Below are 25,338 nucleotides of genomic sequence, written 5' to 3'. Positions count from 1 at the left end.
AGATTTATAGATTTTTGATGTTCATATATCTTTTAGAAAATAAGCGGCGCATCGAATTAATATTATAAAATCAAAGTTAAACGGAAATACCGCCAATAGGTGTCGCACTAATAGGTAAATATTATTTAAGCTATTTAAGTTAGAATGGTAGTTGGCCTTTAATTTCCAAAAGATAAAACCGGATCTTAAATACGGAAGAATGGGTTATCCTTGATGTGGGCTTATTTGAAGTGCAGCAGGTTTAACGCACGCATTAATTCTGGGAGGTAATTAAGAATCTTGATACGCAATCTTCGTTGAGCTTATTTATAAAACTTACGCAATTCCTATAAACAAAAAAAGCCCTTCTTTCGAAGAGCTTTTAGCGGTCTGGACGGGACTCGAACCCGCGACCCCATGCGTGACAGGCATGTATTCTAACCAACTGAACTACCAGACCAAATATTTTAAGAACTTTTGAAGATTAGAAGCGGTGATCATTTCCTTTCTTGCGGGTGCAAATATACACCCATTTTTTAAGTGTGCAAACAAAAAATGGAAATTTTTTAAAATTCTATAAAAACTGTTTTCGTTCGACGAGAAAAGTACTCAAGATAGGAGCAAAACCTTGCTGTATATCAGCAGCGACATATTTAATTTTATACTGTGCGCATCGCAGTTTAATAGTCTCAAAATAAGCATTTACCGCCGTGGAATATTCTTTCTTTATATTGTCTGAGTATACATCAATATGCTTTCCAGTCTCTACATCTTTAAAGCGTTTTGGCGAATTGTTAAAATTGAAATTTAATTCTGTAGCACTATCATACGTGTGAAAAAAGACCACCTCATGTTTATTATACTTCAAATGCTGCAAGGCTTCAAATGTTCTATCCTGCTCCATTTCATTTTGAAATAAATCACTAAATAGAAAGACCAGCGAGCGTCTTTTTAGTTTTTCAGCTATAAAATGAAGATTGGCATACGTATCTGTGATGCTAGCTGTATCTTTTGTAGAAAGAATTGTATTTAGTTGGTCGAGCAGCATATGATGGTGCCGTTCGCTTCCTTTTTCTGGCGCGTAGTATTCAAACTTTTCGGCATAAACACTTAATCCTACCGCATCTCTTTGTTTTTTCATTAACTGCATTATTGCTGCAGCTGCTAGTACTGAAAAAGCAATTTTATTGGGTTTATTTAATTCAGAATCACTTAATAGTGGATAATGCATACTACTGCTATTATCTAAAATTAAGTGGCAGCGTAAGTTTGTTTCTTCCTCGTAGCGCTTGGTATATAGCTTGTCTGTGCGTGCATACAGTTTCCAATCTATATGTTTTGTGCTTTCTCCAGAGTTATAAACCTTATGTTCTGCAAATTCTGCTGAAAAACCGTGAAACGGACTCTTATGCATCCCGCTAATGAACCCCTCAACTACCTGGCTAGCGAGAAGCTCCAGATTATTGAAACCCGAAATTGCATTAAGATGTGCCTGTAAATCCATTTTTTGAATATAAAAAAACCGGCAGTAAAATTAATTTATTGCCGGTTTTGAAGTTTTACTAGTTCTAGATGACGCCATCTACAATCCCATAGGCTACAGACTCATCTGCTCCCATCCAATGATCGCGATTAAAGTCTTTCATAACCTTGTCAAAGTCTTGACCACAATTATCTGCCAGTATTTTTGCGCTAAGCTCTTTAGTTTTTAAGATTTCTTGAGCGGTAATCTCGATATCACTAGCTTGACCGCGAGCACCACCACTAGGCTGGTGAATCATTACGCGAGCGTGCGGCTGAATAAAGCGACGACCTTTTTCGCCTACAGATAGTAAGATACTACCCATACTTGCAGCAAGACCTGTGCAAATTGTAGACACCGGACTCTTTATAGATTTGATTGTATCATAAATCGCAAAACCAGAAGTTACATAACCACCCGGGCTATTGATGTAAAACTGTATTTCATCATGACTTATCGCATCAAGATATAAAAGACGGTCTACAACGTGTTTTGCACTTTTGTCATCTACCTGTCCCCAAAGAAAAACTTTACGTTCTTCCAATAATTTTGCATCTATAAGATCCTGTGGTTTTCCTTTTTTATTTTCCATTTTATAATTTTTGTTTCAATAGCTTCTTTAGAAAGAAGCATATAAATTTCGGAACAATTTTTTTAATCGCCCTAACAAGTATAAACAATATGTTCAAAATATGCTTATAAAAGAACAGGCTGCAGTAATTAAGCCACTTCTTGATTCGTATAAAATAAAAAGGTCTGACTTAAAGCCAAACCTTTTTATTTTATATGAACGGGTAGTTTTAAGCTTCGCTTAATAAACCTTCTAAAGCTTCTGTGTAAGTGGCTTTAGGAGCAACCCCTACTTGGCGACCTACAACTTCACCGTTTTTAAACATTAAAACAGTAGGTATATTACGCACACCATATTTTGCTGCAAATTCTTGATTAGCATCAACGTCAACTTTACCTACAACGGCTTTGCCTTCGTATTCTTTACTAATTTCCTCAATAACGGGACCTACCATTCTACAAGGTCCGCACCAAGCTGCCCAAAAATCTACAAGTACTGGTTTATCAGATTGTAATACAGCTTCGTCAAATGTTGCGTCAGTTATTTCTAGTGCCATTTTATTTTTATTTAGGTTATTAATGTAAAATTAGTCAATTATTTATCTAAAGCTTACAATCAACGAATTAGATTTGACTATGATTTTATCAGTAATATCGATTCGATAATTAAATTTCAGCTTAGGCGGAGTTTAGATTTTTGAGCGTGCCCTCTAGTTTAGTCTTTTTGACTAAATGTCCTACTTATTGAAAAGGTTTTGCGTTAGGGATAGCAGCGTAAATCCTGATTATTGCTTTTGCAAACAAGCAGATTGCAGCGAAAAGCCCGACTTGCCAGGGTAACGCCCAACTAATTAATGTCATCTTATTTTTTTAAATGCTTCAGAATTTTTTTAAAGCAGTAGTGAGATAGGAGTAATAATATTTTCTGGGCGTGACCACAAGGGTCGGGCTATACATTGCAAGTCCGCGCTCGTTCCTCGCTGTGGGCTTTTCATTGCTATCCCTCACGCGTTACTCTTACTTTTCTACTAGGATTTGTTTTAAAAACTTCAATTTTTTTTGTGAATACTATTGAGCTATTAGCTTTTTTAATTTTTTTGAGTAGATGTCTATTTACAGAAAAGTTTTTTTGCGTTAGGGATAGCAGCGTAAATCCTGCTTGTTGCCTTTGCAAACAAGCAGATTGCAGAGAATAGCCCGACCCGTCAGGGTAACGCCCAACTTAATAATGTGATTCCATTTTATATACTTCAAGAAATTTTGGAGCATTAGTGAGATTGGAGTAATGATATCTTTTAGGGCGTGACCACAAGGGTCGGGCTATACATTGCAAGTCCGCGCTCGTTCCTCGCTGTGGGCTTTTCATTGCTATCCCTCACGCGGTATTCTTGCTTTTTCTTGGGTTAGTTTTTAGCGCTTCAGGTTATTTTATAAGTATAAATGAGCTATTAGCATTTCTAATCTTTTTGTCTAGATGTCTATTTACAGAAAAGGGTTTAGCGTTAGGGATAGCAGCGTAAATCCTGCTTGTTGCCTTTGCAAACAAGCAGATTGCAGCGAATAGCCCGACCCGCCAGGGTAACGCCCAACTTATAAATCTAATTACATAAAAGGCACCTAATTAAGTTTAAAATTAAACCGTTGTGCTTTGAGTTCATTTAATAACTCGCTACTTATTTTTACTTTCTTCTTACGGCTAGGCATTTGTAGTGCTATTTTCTCATCAGACTCAAAAACGTAAAAATGCAGGTTGTGATCCCCGCGATGATTAAACAACGTCTCCCGTAACTCATCAATACGACTGCTCTGCACCTCTTTTAGATCCAGATTTATAGTGAGCTTTTTACTAAAGGTTTCCATCACGTCTTGCAGTTGCATAAAGTTATTAAACTGTAAACGCGGATCGCCTTTTTTACCTGTATCACGGTTTACCCAACCTTCTTTAACAAAAACACGCATGTGTATAAATGAGTTTGGGATTAAAAAGTGTCTAAATTTAAGATACTCTTCTCCAAACATTCTAAACTCAAAAGACTCTTCAAAATCTTCTACAGTAAACATTGCCCAGCCTTTTCCGTTTTTAGAAACGCGGTGTTGCACATCAGATATGACACCACCTATCGTTAATTCCCGGTTTAAGTGATTGTCGAGATTGTTAAAATCTTTAATTTTTCCATTACAGAAGTTGGTCATTTCCATTTGAAAGTCATCAAGCGGATGTCCACTAATATAAATACCTACCACTTCTTTTTCTCTTCTTAACTTCTCCATAGTACCCCATTCTTCGCAAGGAGGAACTACAGGTTCTGGAATTTGCACATCACTGGCATCGCCAAAAAGACTCACCTGCGAAGAGTTTTCATTCTCTTGAAATTTAGCGCCATATTTCACCGCTTTTTCTAAGAAAGTGACACCATCTCCTTCATCTTTAAAATATTGTGCCCGGTGTGTAGTCGTAAAACTATCCATACCACCAGCGAGAGCAAGACTTTCAAAAGCTTTTTTGTTTGCAGCGCGTAGATCTATACGTTTAGCAAGATCAAATACTGACCGATACGGTCCATCTTTACGGTTGTCTACAATTGTTTGTACGGCATTTGCACCCACACCCTTAACGGCACCCATTCCAAAACGAACGGCGCCGCGATCATTTACCGTAAACTTTCTAAACGATTCGTTTACATCAGGTCCTAATACTTCCAGTCCCATCCGCTTACATTCTTCCATAAAGAAAGTTACTTGCTTAATGTCATTCATGTTGTTTGACAGTACCGCAGCCATATATTCGGCAGGGTAGTGGGCTTTACAATAAGCTGTCTGGTAAGCAATCCATGCATAACAAGTAGAGTGCGATTTGTTAAATGCATATGCAGCAAAAGCTTCCCAATCTTTCCATATTTTCTCTAATATAGGTCTCGGATGACCATTTTTCTCACCACCATCCAGAAATTGAGGTTTTAGTTTTTCAAGCAGAGCAAATATCTTTTTACCCATTGCTTTACGCAAAACATCGGCATCACCTTTACTAAACCCTGCAAGACTCTGTGATAAGAGCATCACCTGCTCTTGATAAACAGTAATCCCATAGGTTTCTTCTAGATATTCCTGCATAGCAGGCAAATCATATTGTATTTCCTCATCTCCGTGTTTACGGGCAATAAAACTTGGGATATACTCCATAGGACCAGGTCTATAGAGCGCATTCATCGCAATAAGATCTTCAAAAACCGTAGGTTTAAGAGCCTGCATATGCTTTTGCATTCCGGGAGATTCATACTGAAATATCCCTACCGTATCGCCTCGTTGAAAGAGTTCGTAGGTTTTTGCATCATCTAATGGGAAATTGTCTGGATCAAGATCAATCCCATGTTTATGCTTTACGAGCTTAACAGTATCTTTTATAAGGGTAAGGGTCTTTAGACCTAAGAAGTCCATTTTTAATAGCCCGGCTTCTTCAACGACAGAGTTATCAAATTGAGTTACATATAAATCGGAATCTTTTGCTGTAGATACGGGAACAAAATTTGTAATATCATCTGGCGTGATGATTACCCCACAGGCGTGAATACCTGTGTTACGTACCGAGCCTTCTAGCTGTCTTGCGCGGCGAAGTGTCTGGCCTTCGAGGTCATCCCCTTCAGCAAGATTTAATAGTTCGTTTACTTTTACGAGATCGTCAGAACGGAATTTCTTTTTAAGATCTACTTCACTTTGACCAAAAATTTTGGCCAGTTTAGACATATTGGGGATAAGTTTAGAAATGCGATCTGCATCTCCTAATGGAAGATCCAGTACACGAGCAGTATCTCTAATAGAAGATTTAGCTGCCATTGTACCGTAGGTGATAATCTGCGCTACTTGATTTGCTCCATATTTATTGATAACATAATCCATTACGCGGCTTCGTCCCTCGTCATCAAAATCGATATCAATATCGGGCATACTCACACGATCTGGATTTAAGAAACGCTCAAAAAGCAAATCGTATTTTATAGGATCTATATTGGTAATTCCCAAGCAATAGGCAACTGCAGAACCTGCAGCAGAACCCCGTCCCGGACCTACAGAAACATCCATATTTCGTGCTTCGCGTATAAAATCTTCTACGATCAAGAAATATCCAGGGTATCCTGTGTTTTCAATTACACTAAGCTCAAAATTAAGTCGCTCCTCAATTTCAGGAGTTAAATCTGGATACCGTTTTTTTGCACCTTCAAATGTGATGTGCTTTAGAAATTTATTTTCTCCACGTTTACCACCGTCCAGTTTGTCTTCTTCAAATCTAAACTCTTCGGGGATTGTAAATGCAGGTAATAATACATCACGCGCTAATACAAAGGCTTCAATCTTATCTACAACCTCACTTACGTTACTTATCGCTTCAGGAAGGTCTGTAAACAGCGCCTTCATTTCTTCGGCAGTCTTAAAATAATACTCTTCATTATCCAGACCAAAGCGATAACCACGGCCTCTCCCCTTTGGTGTTGCAACCTTCTCACCGTCTTTTACGCACAACAGAATATCGTGCGCAGAGGCGTCTTCTTTCTCGATATAAAAGGTATTGTTTGTAGCAACTAATTTTACATCGTGTTTTTTTGAAAATTCAACTAATGTCTGGTTTACACGGTCCTCATCTTCTTGACCGTGACGCATAATTTCAATATAGAGGTCATCTGCAAAAGTTTCTTTCCACCAGATTAAAGCTTCCTCTGCTTGTTTTTCACCTACATTTAAAATTTTGCTGGGAACCTCGCCATATAGATTACCGGTGAGTACAATAAGATCTTCTTTATAACGCTCCACAATTTTGCGGTCTATACGAGGAACATAATAGAAACCATCTGTATAAGCTAGCGATGCCATTTTTGCAAGATTGTGATAGCCGTTTTTATTTTTGGCTAAAAACACGATTTGGTATCCGTTATCTTTCTGACTTTTATTTGTGTGATCAAGGCATACATTGAGCTCAATTCCTACAATAGGTTTGATAACTGTTTCTGTAGGTTCTTCTCCCGCTGCAACAAGCTCTTCATTTTTTGCTAGAGCTCCTTTGTTATGATTAGTTATTGCTTTAACAAAATGAAAGGCTCCCATCATATTGCCCATATCACTTATAGCAACTGCTGGCATTTGCTGTTTTTTTGCAGCATTTACCAGATCTTGTACACTAGAAGTTGATTGAAGAATTGAGAATTGAGAATGATTGTGCAAATGCACAAAATCTACTTTGGCAAGCTGTTTCTTATTCTCTTTAATTTCTTCTTTAGAAATATCTGCCTGATCAACTTTCTGAAGCGTTTTCCGTATTTCTTCGGAAGCTTTCTTGAGGTTTATATGTTTAAGGCCTATAAATTGAATAGGTTGCGGATTTGCCTCCGAAAAATTTTCAAAATAACCAGCCGGGACATCTAATTCTTCTTGAGTAAATATGCGCCTGCGCACAAGCTCAAAAAAGCATCGCGTAGTTGCTTCTACATCAGCAGTTGCATTGTGCGCCTCAGAAAATGGCTTATTGAATAAGTAGAGATGAAGTTCTGTAAGAGTAGGTAATTTAAATTTTCCTCCACGTCCACCGGGTATTTGACACAGTTGTGCAGTGGTTTCAGTACAGGTATCTAAAACAGGTAAATCCTGAAGCAAATTTGTAACATCTAACCGATGAAATTCTGCTCCCATAATATTTACATCAAAGCCTACATTCTGACCGACAACAAATTTTGTTTTGTCTAAAGCGGCTTTAAATTTTCCTAAAACCTCTCCTAAAGCTAAACCGTCGCGTTGTGCTAATTCTGTAGAAATACCGTGTATACGTTCTGCATCAAATGGGATGTCAAAACCATCTGGGCGTATTAAATAATCCTCGTGTTCAATACAGTTTCCCATATCGTCATGTAGCTGCCACGCAATTTGTATTGCACGGGGCCAATTGTCAGAATCGGTGATGGGTGCATTCCAGTTCTTAGGTAAACCGGTAGTCTCTGTGTCAAAAATTAGGTACATCTCTGGTTCTCTTTGGGTTAATTTTCTCGGGAGTGGAAAATCTGAAAAGTTTAAAATTAGTGAAAAAGAGAGGCTTTCAAAAGTTAACTTTTGGGTTGTTGATAACCTTGATGTACCAAAAAAATCCCCTTGAGAAATTCTCAAGGGGATTTAATTATTTATTTTAAATTGGCTAATTCAAATAAATAGAATTTTATATTATGCCATTATTTTGAAAGCTTCCACTTCTTTAATGGCGCTTTTAATAGCTTTTAATTGTGTCGATAATATAGCTTCTGTAGTAGGTGGTAAGTGCGGCTCGCTTAGAATATTTTGATACTCTTCTACAGCATTATTTTCACCACGTATTGCTTCTTTTAAAATTGCTTCATCACTATTACTAGAAACCGTAGATTTTAAATTCATCCACGCTCTGTGAATATCTCCTGCTACGCTCGTACCTTTATCTGGGTCTTGACCGTAAGATTTGATTTCATTTTTAATATGATGTCCAAAATCATATCGCTGCTTAGCTTGACGATTAAAATATTCTTTTAACGGGCCATTCTCTGCAGCATCAGAGGCTAGTTTATAACCAGCTTCGGCATCATAATTCTTGGTAAGTAATTCGTTTAGTTTTTTCGTAATTTCTTCAGTAAACTTCATCTTCTTTCTTCTTTAAATTAGCGAAACTTTGATTTTCATTAGATGTGTTTCGATAACATCTAAAATAAGATGAGGTTAATCTGAATTTTAATTTCTAATTAGAAACTATTGAAAACAGATTAACCTCAATAATAATTTATGCTAGTGTTTCTAGACCTTTTGCATCTACAAGTGCATTTTGCACGCTATCGCGTTGCTTTGCGATTATATTTGTTGTAGATAATGGTAATTCACCATTTTTGATGATCTCATTATATTCCTCAAGAGCTGTTTTTTCTCCGCGTATTGCTTCCTCTAGAACTGCTTCATCCTTATCTGATGATAAAGCGGTCTTTAAATCCATCCACAAACGGTGTGCATCACCTGCAAGGCTAGTACCCTTATCTGGTTCTTGTCCCATTTGTCTTAATTCTTCTTTTAGTTCGTGGCCAAAATCGTAACGATCCTGCGCTCTACTAAGTAAATAGTTCTTTAAAGCAGGGTTAGCTACTTTCTCTGCAGCATTTTTGTAACCAGCTTCAGCATCGTAATTTTTTTCTAGTAATTCGTTGAGCTTTTTGCCCATTTCTTCTGTATAACTCATAATGATTTTTTTAGTTGATGTGGTAGATTTTATATCTAAACACACTTCAATTTAAAAAGTTATAATTCAGGATTTTTAGAATTAACAGGTTTTAACCGCATTTAAGTGATTTTAACACCGTAGTTAGGAAGATTTTTGTTAAAAAAATAACGCTCCATCGTAATGATGAAGCGTTATACTCACTTTATGATAGTGTATAGATTATATTTTAATCGCGTTTAAATGCAACGTCAATACGAGCAATTAAATCTGCATAGTGATAACGGGTTAAAGTATCTCTAGAATTGTTTTTACGTGAACTAAGATCCGCTCTTAATTGAGTTAGTTCACCGCGCATTAAAGGTAGAATGTCTGAAATTAAAATATCTTGTTCCCCATCTTCTAATTCATTTAAATAAGAGGTAGCGATGTCAACATATTTGCGCTGTAAATTTCTACGGTAGGCATCAGTTTGATTTCCTTGATAAAGTTCTTTGAAAATTCCTTTTCTCAAGTCGCTCATAAATGTAACCGGTGAATACGAATCATTACCATTCTTCTCATCGAGTTCAACCATTCTCGAAAGACGTTTGTCTGATAGTAAGTTACTAAGGGCGTAGGTTTGAACACTTTTCACTTGATCGATGGCGCCGTCTGATTCTATTCGGTCTAATATATTAGCATCTAGCAACCATTCTGGTGTAGTAAATGCATTTTCATTTAAAAAGGTTACAGCTTGTTTTTGAATGGCCTGCGGTACTTGTGTGTAAACAACTCCATCCTGATCTGCGGTCTTGATGGTTTCATACACACCACCTACATTAGTAATCACATGATTAATATAGCCGCGCCACAGGTAGTTAAGTTCTTTGTAAACTTCTTGAAGATCTGCATAACCATAACCATTCTTAGTTGTCCAGTCTATTAGATTAGGAACAACTTTTTTCAAATTTGCTAGTCCGTAAGTACTTGCTTTAATATTGTCATCTCCTAAACTCTCAGTTTGAGAATGTGGGTCTATACCATTAGAGCTTCCGAATTCATACCAAGGATTTCCTGCTTTTTCCAGAATCCACTTGTCAAGAGTAGGTTTCTCCTCAATAGAAGTTTTTGCTTCTGGGATATATCTGTAACCCCAGTTAATAGCATACAGATCATAAGGTCCCATCATACGTATGTAGCGAACGCCATCATCTCCTGGTTGAGCTACATAGTTAACACGAGCATAATCCATAATTGATGGAGTTAGACCGTATTTTTGAGTAAATGAAGCTACACGTAGTGAATCTGTAGGATACGCCGAACTAGCTTTCATATTATGTGGTAGGCCTAATGCGTGCCCTACTTCGTGAGCTATAACCATACGCATCATTTCTCCTATCTCTTTCTCTGGCGTTTCTAGCGTACGTGCAGCAGGGTTTTGTGCTCCCGCCTCTATCATGAAACGATTGCGATAAGAGCGCAAATGATTGTGATACCATATCACATCACTTTCTATAATTTCTCCAGTTCGTGGGTCTGAAACAGAAGGTCCTACAGCATTACGGGTAGTGCTTGCTACGTACCGAATTACCGAGTAACGCACGTCTTCAGGGCTAAATTCTGGGTCTTCTTCTTTTGTAGGTGGGTCTTTTGCAATCACGGCGTTTTTAAAACCGGCAACTTCAAAAGCTTTGTTCCAGTCTTCTATACCTTGTTTAAAATAAGGTCTCCATTTAAGTGGAGTAGCAGGATCCAGGTAATAAATAATAGGTTTTACCGGTTCTACCAGTTCTCCTCTCTTATAAGCCTCAATATCTTTAGGAACAAGTTTCCAGCGACGTATAATTCTATAATCATCTGCCTTTAACTGCTCGGAGTCATAATTATATTTTTTAGAAGTAAACCAGCCAACACGCTCGTCTGCTAATCTAGGAAGCATTTTATCTTCTGGTAATAAAACCATTGATTGATTCATCAATAATGTTAATGTCCCGGCTTGATCACGTTCTGGCGGCTCTTCTGTGTCATAGGTCATCACGTGCTTCACCTCAACATTATTAGGAAAAGAAGCTGCAGATTCTATATAAGTACGCGATGCATCTAGTTTTTTGATTTTGTATTCTTTGCGTAATCTTGATGATACCCCGTTGATAGCATCGATGTCCTTTGTGAAAAGGTCGGTTACTTCAATAACAGTACTTACAGAATCTTTACTTTTTGTCGCAATAGGAGCACTAAAAAGAATAGGGAAGAAATTATTTGCTTCTACAGATTTTGAAATAGGATTGCTTTCATCACTTTGATTTTCAAAACTGATAACTTTTAGGTCAATAAAATTTCCACGTTTAGACCAGCGAATTACTTGCTCATTTACTTTAGAGCCTGCATTTACATATCCACCACCAAATCCTGAAGGAACTTTAGCAATGCGACTTACCAGAAGTAAATCTTTACCCAGTAAAGAATCTGGGATTTCAAAATAGAGCTTTTCATCAATGGTATGAGTTGTGAAAAGCCCTTTATCTGTAAGTGCTTCTTTTGTAATTACCTTATCGTAAGGCTTAATTTTTGAGTCATTTTTTTCTGTGGTTTCGGTACCTGCGGAAGCTTTATTAGTAAGCTTTTGAGATTTGCAGCCATAGAGTAAAACACAGAGTAAGGGTAGTAGTGCGAGTTTTTTTAGCATCGTTTAATTTTAGATGCATAATTTACAGAATCATTACTAAATCTTAACTCAAAAAATTATTGAAAATTTGAATTCTTATTAATAGTAGTTTTTCAGAATAAACAAAAACGATTGCGCTGCTTCTCTAAATTTTCTTTTTGAATCTGGGTTTAATGACTTTTTATATTCTTTTCCAGTTTCTGCAAAGCCAAAAGTATAGGAGTTTATAAGTTTTGTGGTGAAAAAAGCTATTTCATCTTCAGAGATACGCGTTCGTAGATTACAAGCATATCCTTTATTTTGTTTTGCAATTTCAGAACAATTTTCCAGAACAAATGTTAGAGTAGTGCCATCTTTAAAATCTATTTTAAGGGTGTCGCCTACTTGTGTTGGTACAAGATCTTTGCGTGTGCCCAGAGTTAAAAAATGATCTTTTAAAATAGATTGAAATCCAAGACGCAGAGAATCATCATCTGTGAGGCTTATTTTATTGGCGCTATAAGTACGCGTAGCATTAAAATAGAGGCCCGTATTCTCACCATCTGTTTGATCAATACTAATTATAGAATGACCGCCCATAATATACTCGGTTCTATCTTTAAATTTTTGAGATTTTACAAGATAGTTAGGAGCGAATAAAACGTTATGTTTAAGACCGTTATCATTAGATTTTGATCTTTTAAAAAACTTAGAAAGCATAATGGAGTCAATTTTTTAAAGTAAAAAAAATAGCGCTATTATGTAGGGGAGTTTTGAAGTTACTTCAAAATTAGCCAATATAGCATCGGCTTTTAATAAAAAAGCCTCCCTTTGGGAGGCTTTGTACTCGGGACGGGACTTGAACCCGTACGAACTAATGTTCATTGGATTTTAAGTCCAACGTGTCTACCAATTCCACCACCCGAGCGTGGGCTTTCAATTAAACACTATTCAAAAATAGTGCGGTTTTAGAGCGAAAGACGGGATTTGAACCCGCGACCCTCACCTTGGCAAGGTGATGCTCTACCCCTGAGCTACTTTCGCAATTCATTAAACTGTCTCGCTTAATGCGGATGCAAATTTACAAGAATTCTTCAATCTACAAAGCAATTTTCAAAAAAAAATAAAACTTTTATCAAGCCTTATTTTTTTTGCTTCTTACAAGCATTCTTTTAATCTCATTTAATTTCATTAAAGCTTCTACTGGGGTGAGCGTATCTATGTCAATATGAAGTATTTCCTCTTTGATTTCTTCAAGTAACGGATCGTCAAGGTTAAAAAAGCTTAACTGCATTTCGTCTTCACTATTTTCAATTAAAACCTTTTGGTTTTCTTCCTTGCGGCTAGAATTTTCTAATTTCTGAAGCATTTTGTTTGCTCGATGCAATACCTGCTGAGGCATTCCTGCCATTTTAGCAACGTGTATACCAAAACTATGCGCACTACCTCCTGGAATTAATTTTCTAAGAAATAAAACATTATCCTTTAACTCCTTAACTGAAACATTGAAGTTTTTTATACGTAGAAATGTTTCACCCATATCGTTAAGCTCATGATAATGGGTGGCAAATAATGTTTTTGGTCTTGCAGGATGCTCGTGAAGGTATTCACTTATCGCCCAGGCAATTGAGATTCCATCATAGGTGCTGGTACCGCGACCTATCTCATCTAGTAAGACCAAACTTCTGTCTGAAATATTATTAAGAATACTCGCTGTTTCATTCATCTCTACCATAAAAGTAGATTCGCCCATCGAGATGTTATCACTTGCTCCCACACGCGTAAAAATTCGATCTACTAGACCTATGCGTGCCGCGCTTGCCGGAACAAAACTTCCTATTTGAGCCAGTAAAACAATAAGTGCGGTTTGCCTTAATATTGCAGATTTACCAGACATATTGGGACCGGTAATCATTATCATTTGCTGTTTATCGCGATCTAAGTAGGTGTCATTTGCTATATACGCTTCTCCCAGTGGTAATTGCTTTTCTATAACCGGATGTCGCCCATTAGTTATTTCTAACTCAAAAGTCTCGTCGATCGTAGGTCTTGCGTAATCATTTTCTTTAGCAAGACAAGTAAATGATCTAAGACAATCCAGTTGCGCAATAGTAGTAGCATTTGTTTGTACGGGATCTATAAACTGTGTGATCCACGTAACTAGTTGGTTAAAAAGTTGCTGTTCAATAGCTAAAATACGCTCTTCTGCTCCTAATATTTTTGCTTCATATTCTTTGAGTTCTTCTGTTATGTAGCGTTCTGCATTAACTAATGTTTGTTTGCGTATCCAGGTATCAGGAACTTTATCTTTATGGGTATTACGAACTTCAATATAATAACCAAAAACATTATTTGAAGCTATCTTTAAAGAGGTAATCCCGGTTTGCTCGGTTTCTCTGGCGAGCATTTTATCTAGATAATTTTTACCTGAAGTTGCAAGACCTCTTAGCTCATCTAATTCTTCGTGAAAACCTGTTGCAATTGTATTTCCTTTAAGAACATTCACAGGTGCTTCCTCGGTGAGAGTCTCTTTAATCTTAGCTCTTAAATGGTCTAAATTATTTATTTTTTCAGCTAAAATCTGAAGAGCTTCATTTTCTGAATTTTGAGCTAATGTTTTTATAGGAACCATAGCCTCTAGAGAATTCTTAAGCTGAATTATCTCTCGTGGAGTAACTTTTCCTGTGGCTACTTTTGAAATTAAACGCTCAACGTCGCCTATTTTCTTAATGTGTTGAGAAAGCTTATTATAAAAATCAGGTTTTTTTAAGATGTATTCTACAACTTCATGGCGCTCCTGTATTGGTGCAATTGACTTTAACGGTAGTGCCAGCCAGCGTTTAAGTAAACGACCGCCCATAGGCGATATCGTTTTGTCGATTACGTCTAATAAAGTTATCGACTTAGCTGAGGTGCCTTGATAGAGTTCTAGGTTACGAATGGTAAAACGATCCATCCAGACATATGCATCCTCTGCAATACGACCTATTCTTGAAATATGCTGTAATTTATGATGTTGTGTTTCACTCAAATAGTGAAGGGCAGCACCTGCAGCGATAATTCCTTCATCTATATCTTCTATACCAAAACCTTTTAGAGACTTGGTATTAAAATGTTTATTAAGACTTTCTCTTGCAAAATCAATTTTAAAAACCCAATCTTCTTGGTAGAAAATATGAAAATCGGTTCCGAAGCTGTCTTTGAAATCAGTTTTATTGCTTTTACTAATTAATAACTCACTAGGATTAAAATTCTGAAGCAACTTATCAATATAAGCGATATCTCCTTGGGTTGTTAAAAACTCACCGGTAGAAACATCTAAAAATGAAAGACCTATAAGGCGCTTTCCAAAATGTAATGCACCTAAAAAATTGTTAGTTTTCGCATTTAAAACTTCGTCGTTTAAAGCAACCCCCGGAGTTACTAATTCTGTAACTCCTCTTTTAACTATAGTTTTGGTTGTTTTAGGATCTTCTAGTTGATCGCAAATAGCAACCCTACAACCCGCTTTAACTAGTTTTGGTAAATACGTATTTAAAGAATGATGTGGGAAACCAGCTAGCTCTGTACGCTCGCCACCATTATTTCTGTTTGTGAGAATTATGCCAAGAATTCCAGCAGCTTTAACCGCATCTTCCCCAAATGTTTCATAAAAATCACCTACTCTAAACAATAGTAAAGCATCAGGATATTTTGTCTTTATCCCATTGTATTGCTTCATTAAAGGAGTGACAGTTTTCTCTTTTTTCTTAGCCATATAGCGTATTTGCCGTGTTAAATCTTAGCGAGGATAAATTTATAGAATATCAGCTCGATGTGCCTATATGCAGACTAAATGTTATTTGTTTTTTTCAACAATTACATTCAATTCTCAAACTTTATAAGATAGTTTAAATCATAAATTTGTTGAAAATGTATTTTTGCTGAATGAATAGAAAATTGAAGAATAGCGAACTGGATCGTAAGTCTGTTGACGAATTTATTAAGGCTGAGAAAACTCCCATAATTATTGTTTTGGATAATATTAGAAGTCTCAATAATATTGGTTCTGTTTTTAGAACGTCTGATGCTTTTCTTATTGAAGCTGTTTATTTGTGCGGCATTTGTGCGCAACCACCCAATAAAGAAATCACCAAAACTGCACTAGGAGCTACCGAAACCGTAAGCTGGAAATATTTTGAGAATACACTAGACGCAATAGCAGAGTTAAAATCGATGAATTTCAAAATCGCCTCAATTGAGCAAGCCGAGAACTCAGTTATGCTTGACAAGTTTGAGTATGTGGCCGGTTCTAAACTTGCAATAATTTTTGGTAATGAAGTTAAAGGTGTAAAACAGAGCGTGATCGATGTATCTGATGTTGTTATTGAAATTCCGCAGGTAGGAACAAAGCACTCTTTTAATATTTCAGTAAGTGCGGGTATCGTTTTATGGGATTTGTGGTCAAAGATGAATAAAGGTAATTAATATTATTATTAGAAATACAAATTGTTAAAGAATATAAAATTATATTAATACTTTCCTAAACTCATCGATGTTTGAAATTTATTATGTCATTTTTGCGTTACCGACTTAATAAAATCCCAACATAATGAACGTTAAAAATTTTGATTATGCATCCTATGAAAAAGGTGCAAAAGATGGGCGCAAGCTAGGAGTAATGCTAGGAATAGTAATTGGTCTGGCTTTTATGATCGCCTTGTTAAGTTTTATTTATTACTAATAAATAAACTAGCTATTTATCTGATTTAAAATCGATAAATAATCCGCTCTGTTTTGAACAAAATCGAGCTCAGAAATATCAATTATTTTAATTTTATCAGGGCTACTGTTTTTCATCATATTCAGATAGCCCTTATTTATTTTCAGAAGATAATTTTCTGAAATATCCTGCTCAAAAGTTCTTCCTCTCTTTTTAATGTTTTCTAGTAAACGCTCCGGATTTTGATATAGATATACATACAGATCAGGTCTGGCGATCTCTCTGTACATAATGCCGTGCAATTTTTTATAAAGGCTATATTCTTCTTCTGTAAGAGTTATGTTTGCGAATATTAGCGATTTATAGCAATCATAATCTCCTATCATAAAATCTTTAAACAAATCATATTGGCCTATATCATCCAGTAGTTGTTGATAGCGATCTGCTAAAAAAGACATTTCTAATGGAAATGCGTAGCGAGATTGATCTTCGTAAAATTTAGGAAGAAAGGGATTGTCTTTAAAACGTTCCAAAATAAGCTTAGCATTAAAATCTTCAGAAATCATTGTTGCCAATGTGGTTTTACCAGCTCCTATATTACCTTCAATTGCGATATAATTGTAAGCGCTTAAATTGTAGACTTCTTGCGGATTCTTAAGCCACCTCTGTTGCTTTTCGGGTGATTCTTTATCTGTAGTTTCTTTCAGTAACTGGCCTATTTCTTTTTTTAAGATAGGATGTTCGTATGATGTCGCTACATCATTAAGAGGAAACAAAACAAAATTGCGAAGATGCAATCTGGGATGTGGTACTTCTAGCTTTTGGGAATTGTAAATCTTATCGCCATAAAATAGAATATCGATGTCTATTATACGATTTGTGTAATTTGAGTCTGTAGAACGCGTGCGTCCAAGAGCTGCTTCAATTTCTAAGATAAGGTCAATAACAGTCTCACCTGCTAGGCGGGTTTGAATAGCAATAACACAATTGAGAAAATCTTCACCTTCAAATCCCCAGGACTTGGTTTTATAAACTGGAGATATTTGTGAAACACTTCCAATTTTTAGAAATATCTCATCGATGGCATTTTGGAGATTTTCAAATGAATTTCCTTGATTGCTTCCTAGAGATAAGAGTATGTTTTGTAGCGCTTTAATGAGTCTGTAATGTTAAATAATTTAAGAGCAATTTAAGTAAAAGCGATGTACATTCTGCTAATTTTGGCCACTAGAACCTAATAAATTCAAGAGTTTGACGCAAGCCTCAATAAGCCAAAGAGATGCAATGGCAGCTTACCGTATTTATTTTATTTTGGGAGCGTTATTTATTTGTTCTCTGGTGGTTTCTAACCTTATTTTTCAAAAGTTTTTTTATTGGGATTTTTTTGGATTATATCGTTTTGAAATTTCTGTAGGTATTTTGCCGTATCCCATAACATTTCTAATTACCGATTTATTAAGTGAGATTTATGGTAAAAAGAAGGCTAACCAAGTCGTGACAGCAGGTATTTTCGCTTCGCTTTTTTCATTACTTATTGTCTATACTTCTGCTGCGGTACCGGCAACTGCCTGGTCTCCGGTAAATGATGCTTTGTTTAATACGGTGTTTGGAGCTACAGCCGTTGCAGTTCTTGCCTCTATGCTGGCTTATTTATTTGCTCAGTATATAGATATTCAACTTTACCATTTTTGGAAGCGCTTGACTCGAGGTAAACATTTATGGCTACGTAATAATTTCTCAACTTTTTTTAGTCAGTTTTTAGATACGATAACAGTATTACTGTTACTGTGTAGTTTTGGAAAAATTGAATGGGAGAGATTTAGTGCTTTGTTATTGAGTGGTTTTTTATTTAAAGTACTTATTGCACTTTGTGATACGCCATTTATGTATTTAGGCGTTTATATATTTAGGAAGCGATTTAATCTTGCGCCTAATCAAGAATTAGGTTCAGAAATTGATAGGTTTCAACAAGAAGAAAAAATTTAGAACACATTATGAAAAAGATATTTAAAATAGTAGGAATCACATTGGTCGTTTTGATCGTGGCTCTCATTGCAGCTCCGTTTTTATTTAAGAGCCAGTTAGAAGATTTGTTAAAACGATCTATAAACGAAAATATTAATGCCACTGTGGCTTGGGAAGATTTTGATCTCACATTATTTTCAAGTTTTCCAGATGCTGCGGTGCAGGTAAAAAATTTCAGTATTGTAAATAAAGAGCCTTTTGCAGGAGATACTTTAGCCAGCGGTGAGTTACTTCAACTTGATATGGGAGTTATGCAGCTATTCAAAACTTCATCAGGAAATCCTATTGCATTAGATGCGATAAAATTGAACAGAGCTCTTATAAATATTAAGGTAGATAGTTTAGGTAACGCTAATTATGATATTGCTAAAGAAAGCGACACGCCAGAGCAAGATACTATAGCAGACAATAGCGGGAGTTTTAAATTTGATATTCAGCATTATGAGCTGAATGATTCTCGGATAAATTATTTAGATGAAAGCACTAAAACTTATTTAAGGCTTAGTGAGGTTAATCACGAGGGGACGGGTGACTTTTCTGCAGCTGTCTCAAATTTAGATACTAAAACGGAAGCCTTAGCTTCATTCAATTTTGATGGCGTTAATTATCTTAATAATAATAAGATAAAATTAGATGCGCTTATCGAGATGAATTTACCAGATCAGCGATATACGTTTAAAGAAAACGAATTGCTTGTGAATCAATTACCTCTGGTTTTTTCTGGTTTTGTACAAATAAATGAAACCAATAATGAACTAGCTCTTGCTTTTGAGACACCCTCAAGTGATTTTAAAAATTTCTTGGCTGTAATTCCTGAAGTCTATGCAAAAAATCTTGATGGTGTAACCACTACCGGTAATTTTACTGTAAACGGAAAAATTAATGGTATTGTAGATGAAACGCATATTCCTCAATTGGATATTCAAGTGAAATCAAACAATGCCTCTTTTAAATATCCTGATTTGCCTAAGACGGTAGAAGATATTGTAATTGATATGCAGATTTTAAATGAAACCGGAATTGTTGAAGACACTTACTTGCGTTTGGGCAATTTAAATCTTAGAATAGATCAGGATGTCTTTAATGCAAAAGGGCGAATAGATCGTTTAACCACAGATCCGTTAATTGATTTGGCTTTAAAAGGAAGGTTGAATCTGGCCAATCTTGAAAAGGCTTATCCACTGGAACTCGATCAAGACCTAAACGGAATGCTTACCGTAGATATGACCGCCAATTTTGATATGGAAAGTGTAGATAAAGAGCAGTATCAAAATATCAAAAGTAGCGGTACTGCAAATTTAAAAGATTTTAAATACGTATCTCCAGAGTTGCCTAATCCGCTTAATATTGCAGCGGCTAATGTGAAGTTTAATCCAGGAACAATTACCCTCGAGAACTTGACTGCACAAACAGGTAAGACAGATCTGTCTGCAAAAGGTACCATTGAAAATCTGATCCCATTTTTGCTTTCTAAGCAAGATTTAAAAGGGCGTTTTTCAGTTAATTCTCAAACAATCAGTTTAAGTGATTTTAGCGTGATAGAAACCGAAACTACCACTTCTGCAGAAGCTAAAACTAAAACAGCAACTTCTAAACAGGCATCAATAAAAATCCCATCATTTTTAGATGCAGGAATAGATTTTTCTGCCGGAAAAGTTCTTTATGATAATATTACTCTTTCTAATGTAAAAGGGAATATTACCATTAAAGATGAGACAGCTAGCTTAAATAATGTTCAGTCAGATATTTTTGGAGGAGCAATCGCATTGCAGGGAAATGTAAGTACAAAAAATGCAACGCCAACCTTTGGGATGGATCTCAATCTTAAAAGTGTGGATATAAGTAAATCTTTTGAAGGTTTAGAAATGCTTCAGCAATTTGCGCCTATTGCAAAGGCACTACAGGGTGCATTGAATACGACAATAAGTCTAAAAGGAAACTTGTCTGATGATTTAACTCCCGTTCTTTCTTCTTTAGGTGGTAATGCACTTGCTCAATTACTTACGGTGAAAGTTGATCCTGAAAAAATGAAATTACTTAATGCACTGGATGGAAAATTAGATTTTATTAATCTTCAAAGTATAGACCTTAGTAATTTAAAAACCCAACTGAGTTTTAATGAGGGTCTGGTAACGGTAAAGCCATTTGATTTTAATGTGAAGGGCATCAACGTAGGTGTTAGCGGAACACATAGTCTTGAGAATACAATTAATTACGTATTAAATTTAAAAGTACCGGGTACTTTCTTTGGTTCAAAAATCGGGAGTACATTGTCAAGTCTAAGCAATACCGATTTAGATAAGTACACAGTAGATTTACCGGTAAACTTATCGGGAAGTTTTACAAGTCCGCAAGTAAATGTAAATATGCAACAAGCAGTTACAAGCCTTACTCAGCAAATTGTAGCAACTCAAAAAGGAAAACTTCAACAGCAGGGTGAAGATAAAATTAAAGATGTTCTAGGAGGTTTGCTAGGTGGTAAAAAGACAGCTCAAGATACATCAGCGACTGTTAATAAACCAAAAGATTCAGTTGTGACTAAACCCACTACCACAACGGTGGTCAAAGATGTTCTGGGAGGTTTATTTGGTAAAAAGTCTAAAGCTGCAGATACTACTAAAACCGGAAATAATTAAGTGATTCTATATTGCATAAAAAAGCACCCATTGGGTGCTTTTTTTATTTGTACTTATTAATAAGGTTAGAAGCTTATCACTATAAATTCTGACCTTCTGTTTAATTGGTGTTGCTCTTCTGTACAATCAGAATTATTACCACAGTCATTTATTAATTCGGTTTCTCCGAAGCCTTTACCCGAAATTCTACTGGCATCAATTCCTCTACTTATAATATATTCTGCGGTAGAACGTGCGCGTTTATCAGACAGGCTTAGGTTGTAACTGTCATTTCCGCGGCTGTCTGTATGGGATCTTACTTCAATTACAAGGCTAGGATTGGTTTCCATTACGGCAAGAACTTTAACGAGCTCTATTGCGGCATCAGGACGTATATTGAAGCGGTCAAAATCAAAATATATAGGATTTAGTTTCAGCAGTTTGGCTAAATCATCTCCTTGATTAATTTTTGTAATTCTAGGCTCTAATAGTAAATCAACTACCATAGAATCTCCATTTGCTTTAGGAGTTGTTATCAACTGTTCTGCAGCATAATAATTAGGTTCTTCTGCTCTAATAAGTATCTCCTGATCACACAATGGGTTTAAGGAATATCTACCTTGTGCATCTACTGTCGTGGTTTCTATTGTCTTCCCATTTAGATCTACCACACTTACGGTTGCCGTAGGAATGGGTAATAAAGTTAACTTGTCTTTTACGATCCCGGTAACTGCGACTTCACAAACGGGTAGGGGTACCGGCGTTCTTGAAAATTTGAAAATATCGTCACTTCCCATACCAAAATATCTATTGGTAGAAAAATATCCGGTGTTGTTATATTCATCAACGATAAATCCAAAATCATCCTGCGGACTATTAATAGGCTTCCCTAAATTAATTACATACGCAACATCACCATTTTTTTTAGTAGCAACTACATAAATGTCTAAACCACCTAAGCCAGGACGGCCATCTGATGAGAAATAAAGATTTCCTTTTTTACTGATATAAGGAAAATTTTCTCGGCCTTCCGTATTAATGATAGGTCCGAGGTTTTTAGGTTCGCTGTACTCATTATCTCCTAAAATGTCAACCACCCAGATATCAGACAATCCCTCGCTGCCTGGCATATCTGAGGCGAAATATAATTTTCTATTATCAGGACTTAGCGATGGGTGTGATACCGAATAATTGTCATCGTTAAATGGTAATTCTTTGGGAGTACTCCAGGAACCATTCTGCTTTACAGATTTAAAAATCTTCAAGCGTATAGTTCCGCTTTTATCTGCTCGTTTTACACCTTGGCTAAAGTTATTACGTGTAAAATACATTGTATTTCCATCTGCGGTAAATGATGGAGAAGACTCATGAAAGCGTGTATTTATACTTTCAGCAAATTTTTCTACTTTTCCAAGATCACCCGTTTCAATATCTATAGGTGCTTGATAAAAATCTAAAAAGGGTTCGTTATTCCAGGTGTGAATATATTTTTTACCCGTTCCGGTATCTCTGGAGGACGAGAAAATAAGTTTATTCTCATAAATCATAGGTCCAAAATCTGAATAGCGCGAATTTGTTCTTCTTAGATTTTCAACCTCATATTCACTATCACTGTAGCTTATCTCTTCAAGATAGTCGGGTTCTTTATTAAAAAGTTCAGCACGCGAATCACCTCCTTTGAGACGACGAAATTCTTTCATCATCTCATCAGATTTATCGTACTGCTGAAGTGCTTTTAATGATTGAGCATACCTAAAAACATACTCAGGAGTTATAGTTTCGGGGTATTTATTAAATAACTTATCAAACCATTTAGCACTTTCTTCATATTTAGCATTGAAATAATATGAATCTCCGAGTTTTTGAAATAACTCTTCAGACTCATACCCCTCATTAGCTAGTCTCAAATAAATTTTTTGAGCATCTATAAAGGCGTAGCTCTCAAATTTTTTGTCTGCTTTGCTTAATTCCTTATCCTGCCCAAAAAAACAATAGGGCATTGCAAAAAGTACCGCCAGGGTAAATAACTGTTTCATTCTAACTCGCATATGACTGAGTTTTTTAAAAATTTAATCGGGGGACTTAGGAGGGGTTAAATATAACTAAAATTATACCAGTCAAATATACTATTACAAAGCTATTTTAATCGGGGTGTTTTAACTGTTTTTCAGATATTTAATGCGATAGTAGTTTAGTAGTAAAAGAGTTAAAAAAATCAACTTTTATAAATATAATTAATAAATAAACAGATTAATTTCTCGTTTGATATCTATCTTATATTTGCTTAAAATTAAATTATGATACTAGATAAAATAAAAAGTCGGAGATCTGTGTTTCCTAATCAGTTTAATGCAGAACCTATTTCTAAAGATAAAATAGTAACCTTACTTGAGGCTGCAAATTGGGCGCCTAACCATGCTAAAACCGAACCTTGGAGATTTAAAATTTTTAAAGATGACGCTCTTGAGCTTCTTACTGAAATATTAAGGTCGGGGTATACAAAAACAACTACTCCAGAAAATTTTTCAGAATTAAAATTGAATAAGAGCATTGAGAAGGTGATGCAAAGTGGAGCGGTTATCGCAATTTGCATGCAACGTGATCCTAAAGCACGTATACCAGAGTGGGAAGAAATTGCAGCAGTGGCTATGGCTGTTCAAAATATGTGGTTAACTGCAGGAGAATTAGGTCTTGGTGGTTACTGGAGTTCTCCAGGATTTATCTCAGAACTATCAGATGAACTACAATTAAGTGCAGGGGAGCGCTGCCTTGGATTTTTCTACGTGGGTTCTTTTAGCGGGCCTGCAAATGAAGGTGTGCGTACTCCTATTGAAGATAAAATCACCTGGAAGTAAAACTTGGTGTTGATAAAATGCAAAAACCCGGAAAGTACTTTCCGGGTTTTGCATTTTAAAATTCTATCAACTAGTCTAGAAAATCTAGAATAGTTTTAGTGATATAATCTATTTGTTCATCATCTAACTCTGTATGCATAGGTAGCGATATAACCTCTTCAACAAGCATATTTGTTACAGGAAAATCTGCTTCATTGTAACGTGAATCTGCATATGCCTTTTGTTTGTGAAGTGGAATTGGGTAATACACTCCACATGGGATATCATTTGCATTTAAATGCTTAACTAACGCATCACGATCAGAATTTTTTAATCTCAATGTGTATTGATGAAATACGTGACAGTCACAAACATCGCAAATCATAGGGACTGTGATCTTGTCGTGATGTGATAATTTTTGAGAATACTTTCTGGCAGCCTCTCTTCTTTTAGAATTATAACTATCGAGTAAGGGTAATTTTGCGCGTAATACTGCAGCTTGTATAGAATCTAATCTAGAATTTACACCTACCACGTCGTGATGGTAACGTTCATACATACCGTGATTTACAATCCCTCTAATGGTATGAGCAAGATCATCGTCATTAGTGAAAATGGCTCCGCCATCACCATAACAACCTAAATTTTTTGATGGAAAAAATGATGTGCTCCCTACGTGTCCAATGGCTCCGGTTTTTACAGTAGTGCCATCTTTTCGAGTGTAATTTGCACCAATTGCCTGAGCATTATCCTCTATTACATATAGATTATGCTCTTCAGCGATTTCCATTGTGGCATCCATATCGGCTACCTGACCAAAAAGATGGACTGGCACGATGGCTTTTGTTTTTGGAGTAATAGCACGTCGAATTGCATCTACATCAATATTAAAACCGTGTGGATTTACATCTACAAGTACCGGAGTAAGTTGCAATAATGCGATTACCTCTACGGTTGCTGCAAATGTAAAATCTGCTGTAATAACTTCATCACCAGGTTTTAGGCCAAGTCCCATCATCGCAATCTGAAGTGCATCTGTACCGTTTGCACAAGGGATTACGTGTTTTACGCCTAAGTACTCTTCAAGTTCTTTTTGAAAAGAATGAACTTCGGGACCATTAATAAATGCAGTTGTGTCTATTACTTCTTGAATAGAGCGGTTTACTTGCTCTTTTATAGGTTCGTATTGACCTTTAAGGTCAACCATTTGAATTTTTCTCATAGATTTTTATTCAGCAAAAAAAGCACGATGATTATC

At 36.1% G+C, this 25,338-nt stretch carries 17 protein-coding genes and 3 tRNA genes; 5 read left to right on the top strand and 15 right to left on the bottom strand.

Annotation, left to right across the window (positions count from 1 at the left end):
* Positions 1-365 precede the first annotated feature (365 nt).
* The 12 genes from ABVM53_RS05155 to mutS form a co-directional block, all read right to left on the bottom strand.
* A tRNA-Asp gene (locus ABVM53_RS05155) sits at positions 366-439 on the bottom strand.
* 114 nt (positions 440-553) lie between these two features.
* Positions 554-1,483, bottom strand: a complete 930-nt coding sequence (locus ABVM53_RS05150) for a DUF58 domain-containing protein (protein ID WP_405330203.1) — start codon at positions 1,481-1,483, stop codon at positions 554-556.
* A gap of 64 nt (positions 1,484-1,547) precedes the next feature.
* Complete coding sequence (locus ABVM53_RS05145) at positions 1,548-2,093, bottom strand: ClpP family protease (RefSeq protein WP_128758107.1); 546 nt, start codon at positions 2,091-2,093, stop codon at positions 1,548-1,550.
* 208 nt (positions 2,094-2,301) lie between these two features.
* A complete protein-coding gene (gene trxA / locus ABVM53_RS05140) occupies positions 2,302-2,652 on the bottom strand; it encodes a thioredoxin (protein ID WP_371457763.1) in 351 nt (116 codons plus the stop codon).
* A 1,036-nt stretch (positions 2,653-3,688) separates the two neighbouring features.
* On the bottom strand, positions 3,689-8,071 hold the full coding sequence (dnaE, locus tag ABVM53_RS05135; protein ID WP_405330199.1) for a DNA polymerase III subunit alpha: 4,383 nt from the start codon (positions 8,069-8,071) through the stop codon (positions 3,689-3,691).
* Positions 8,072-8,269: 198 nt separating this feature from the next.
* A complete protein-coding gene (locus tag ABVM53_RS05130) occupies positions 8,270-8,716 on the bottom strand; it encodes a PA2169 family four-helix-bundle protein (RefSeq protein WP_128758109.1) in 447 nt (148 codons plus the stop codon).
* Between the two features lie 136 nt (positions 8,717-8,852).
* The gene (locus ABVM53_RS05125) at positions 8,853-9,299 is read right to left on the bottom strand and encodes a PA2169 family four-helix-bundle protein (RefSeq protein WP_128758110.1); all 447 of its coding nucleotides are present in this window, start codon (positions 9,297-9,299) and stop codon (positions 8,853-8,855) included.
* A gap of 208 nt (positions 9,300-9,507) precedes the next feature.
* Entirely contained in the window at positions 9,508-11,946 is a 2,439-nt protein-coding gene (locus ABVM53_RS05120) for a zinc-dependent metalloprotease (protein ID WP_405330194.1), read from the bottom strand.
* A gap of 78 nt (positions 11,947-12,024) precedes the next feature.
* Positions 12,025-12,624 (bottom strand): hypothetical protein, encoded by a 600-nt coding sequence (locus ABVM53_RS05115; protein ID WP_405330191.1) that lies wholly within the window; start codon positions 12,622-12,624, stop codon positions 12,025-12,027.
* 124 nt (positions 12,625-12,748) lie between these two features.
* Positions 12,749-12,832: transfer RNA gene (locus ABVM53_RS05110), tRNA-Leu, on the bottom strand.
* 44 nt (positions 12,833-12,876) lie between these two features.
* Positions 12,877-12,948: transfer RNA gene (locus ABVM53_RS05105), tRNA-Gly, on the bottom strand.
* A 91-nt stretch (positions 12,949-13,039) separates the two neighbouring features.
* A complete protein-coding gene (gene mutS / locus ABVM53_RS05100) occupies positions 13,040-15,661 on the bottom strand; it encodes a DNA mismatch repair protein MutS (protein ID WP_405330188.1) in 2,622 nt (873 codons plus the stop codon).
* A 170-nt stretch (positions 15,662-15,831) separates the two neighbouring features.
* Between mutS and ABVM53_RS05095 the strand changes: the two genes are divergently transcribed.
* Together ABVM53_RS05095 and ABVM53_RS05090 are read left to right on the top strand one after the other, a co-directional pair.
* Complete coding sequence (locus tag ABVM53_RS05095) at positions 15,832-16,371, top strand: RNA methyltransferase (protein WP_371457738.1); 540 nt, start codon at positions 15,832-15,834, stop codon at positions 16,369-16,371.
* 124 nt (positions 16,372-16,495) lie between these two features.
* Entirely contained in the window at positions 16,496-16,627 is a 132-nt protein-coding gene (locus ABVM53_RS05090) for a tetrahydromethanopterin S-methyltransferase subunit G (protein WP_206633804.1), read from the top strand.
* A gap of 8 nt (positions 16,628-16,635) precedes the next feature.
* Here ABVM53_RS05090 and folK read toward each other — a convergent pair whose 3' ends face one another.
* Positions 16,636-17,745 carry a 2-amino-4-hydroxy-6-hydroxymethyldihydropteridine diphosphokinase gene (gene folK, locus ABVM53_RS05085; RefSeq protein WP_405330849.1) on the bottom strand — a complete coding sequence of 370 codons (1,110 nt, stop codon included), beginning with the start codon at positions 17,743-17,745 and terminating at the stop codon, positions 16,636-16,638.
* Between the two features lie 145 nt (positions 17,746-17,890).
* Here folK and ABVM53_RS05080 point away from each other — a divergent pair, with 145 nt between their 5' ends.
* On the top strand, positions 17,891-18,592 hold the full coding sequence (locus ABVM53_RS05080) for a queuosine precursor transporter (protein ID WP_405330848.1): 702 nt from the start codon (positions 17,891-17,893) through the stop codon (positions 18,590-18,592).
* 8 nt (positions 18,593-18,600) lie between these two features.
* Entirely contained in the window at positions 18,601-21,267 is a 2,667-nt protein-coding gene (locus tag ABVM53_RS05075) for an AsmA-like C-terminal region-containing protein (RefSeq protein WP_405330185.1), read from the top strand.
* A gap of 65 nt (positions 21,268-21,332) precedes the next feature.
* Here the strand turns inward: ABVM53_RS05075 and ABVM53_RS05070 are convergent, their stop codons facing one another.
* Positions 21,333-23,282: an OmpA family protein gene (locus ABVM53_RS05070; protein WP_405330183.1), complete on the bottom strand. Its 1,950-nt coding sequence runs from the start codon at positions 23,280-23,282 to the stop codon at positions 21,333-21,335.
* A 261-nt stretch (positions 23,283-23,543) separates the two neighbouring features.
* Here ABVM53_RS05070 and ABVM53_RS05065 point away from each other — a divergent pair, with 261 nt between their 5' ends.
* The gene (locus tag ABVM53_RS05065) at positions 23,544-24,101 is read left to right on the top strand and encodes a nitroreductase (protein ID WP_405330180.1); all 558 of its coding nucleotides are present in this window, start codon (positions 23,544-23,546) and stop codon (positions 24,099-24,101) included.
* Between the two features lie 70 nt (positions 24,102-24,171).
* Here the strand turns inward: ABVM53_RS05065 and ABVM53_RS05060 are convergent, their stop codons facing one another.
* Positions 24,172-25,302, bottom strand: a complete 1,131-nt coding sequence (locus ABVM53_RS05060) for a DegT/DnrJ/EryC1/StrS family aminotransferase (protein ID WP_405330177.1) — start codon at positions 25,300-25,302, stop codon at positions 24,172-24,174.
* Positions 25,303-25,338 lie beyond the last annotated feature (36 nt).

Origin of the sequence: Leeuwenhoekiella sp. LLG6367-2.1, from assembly GCF_045055775.1 — a bacterium.
Taxonomy (GTDB): Bacteria; Bacteroidota; Bacteroidia; order Flavobacteriales; family Flavobacteriaceae; genus Leeuwenhoekiella; species Leeuwenhoekiella aequorea.
Note: the sequence above shows the minus strand (reverse complement) of the source record. Positions and strands in the feature narration are given on the sequence as shown.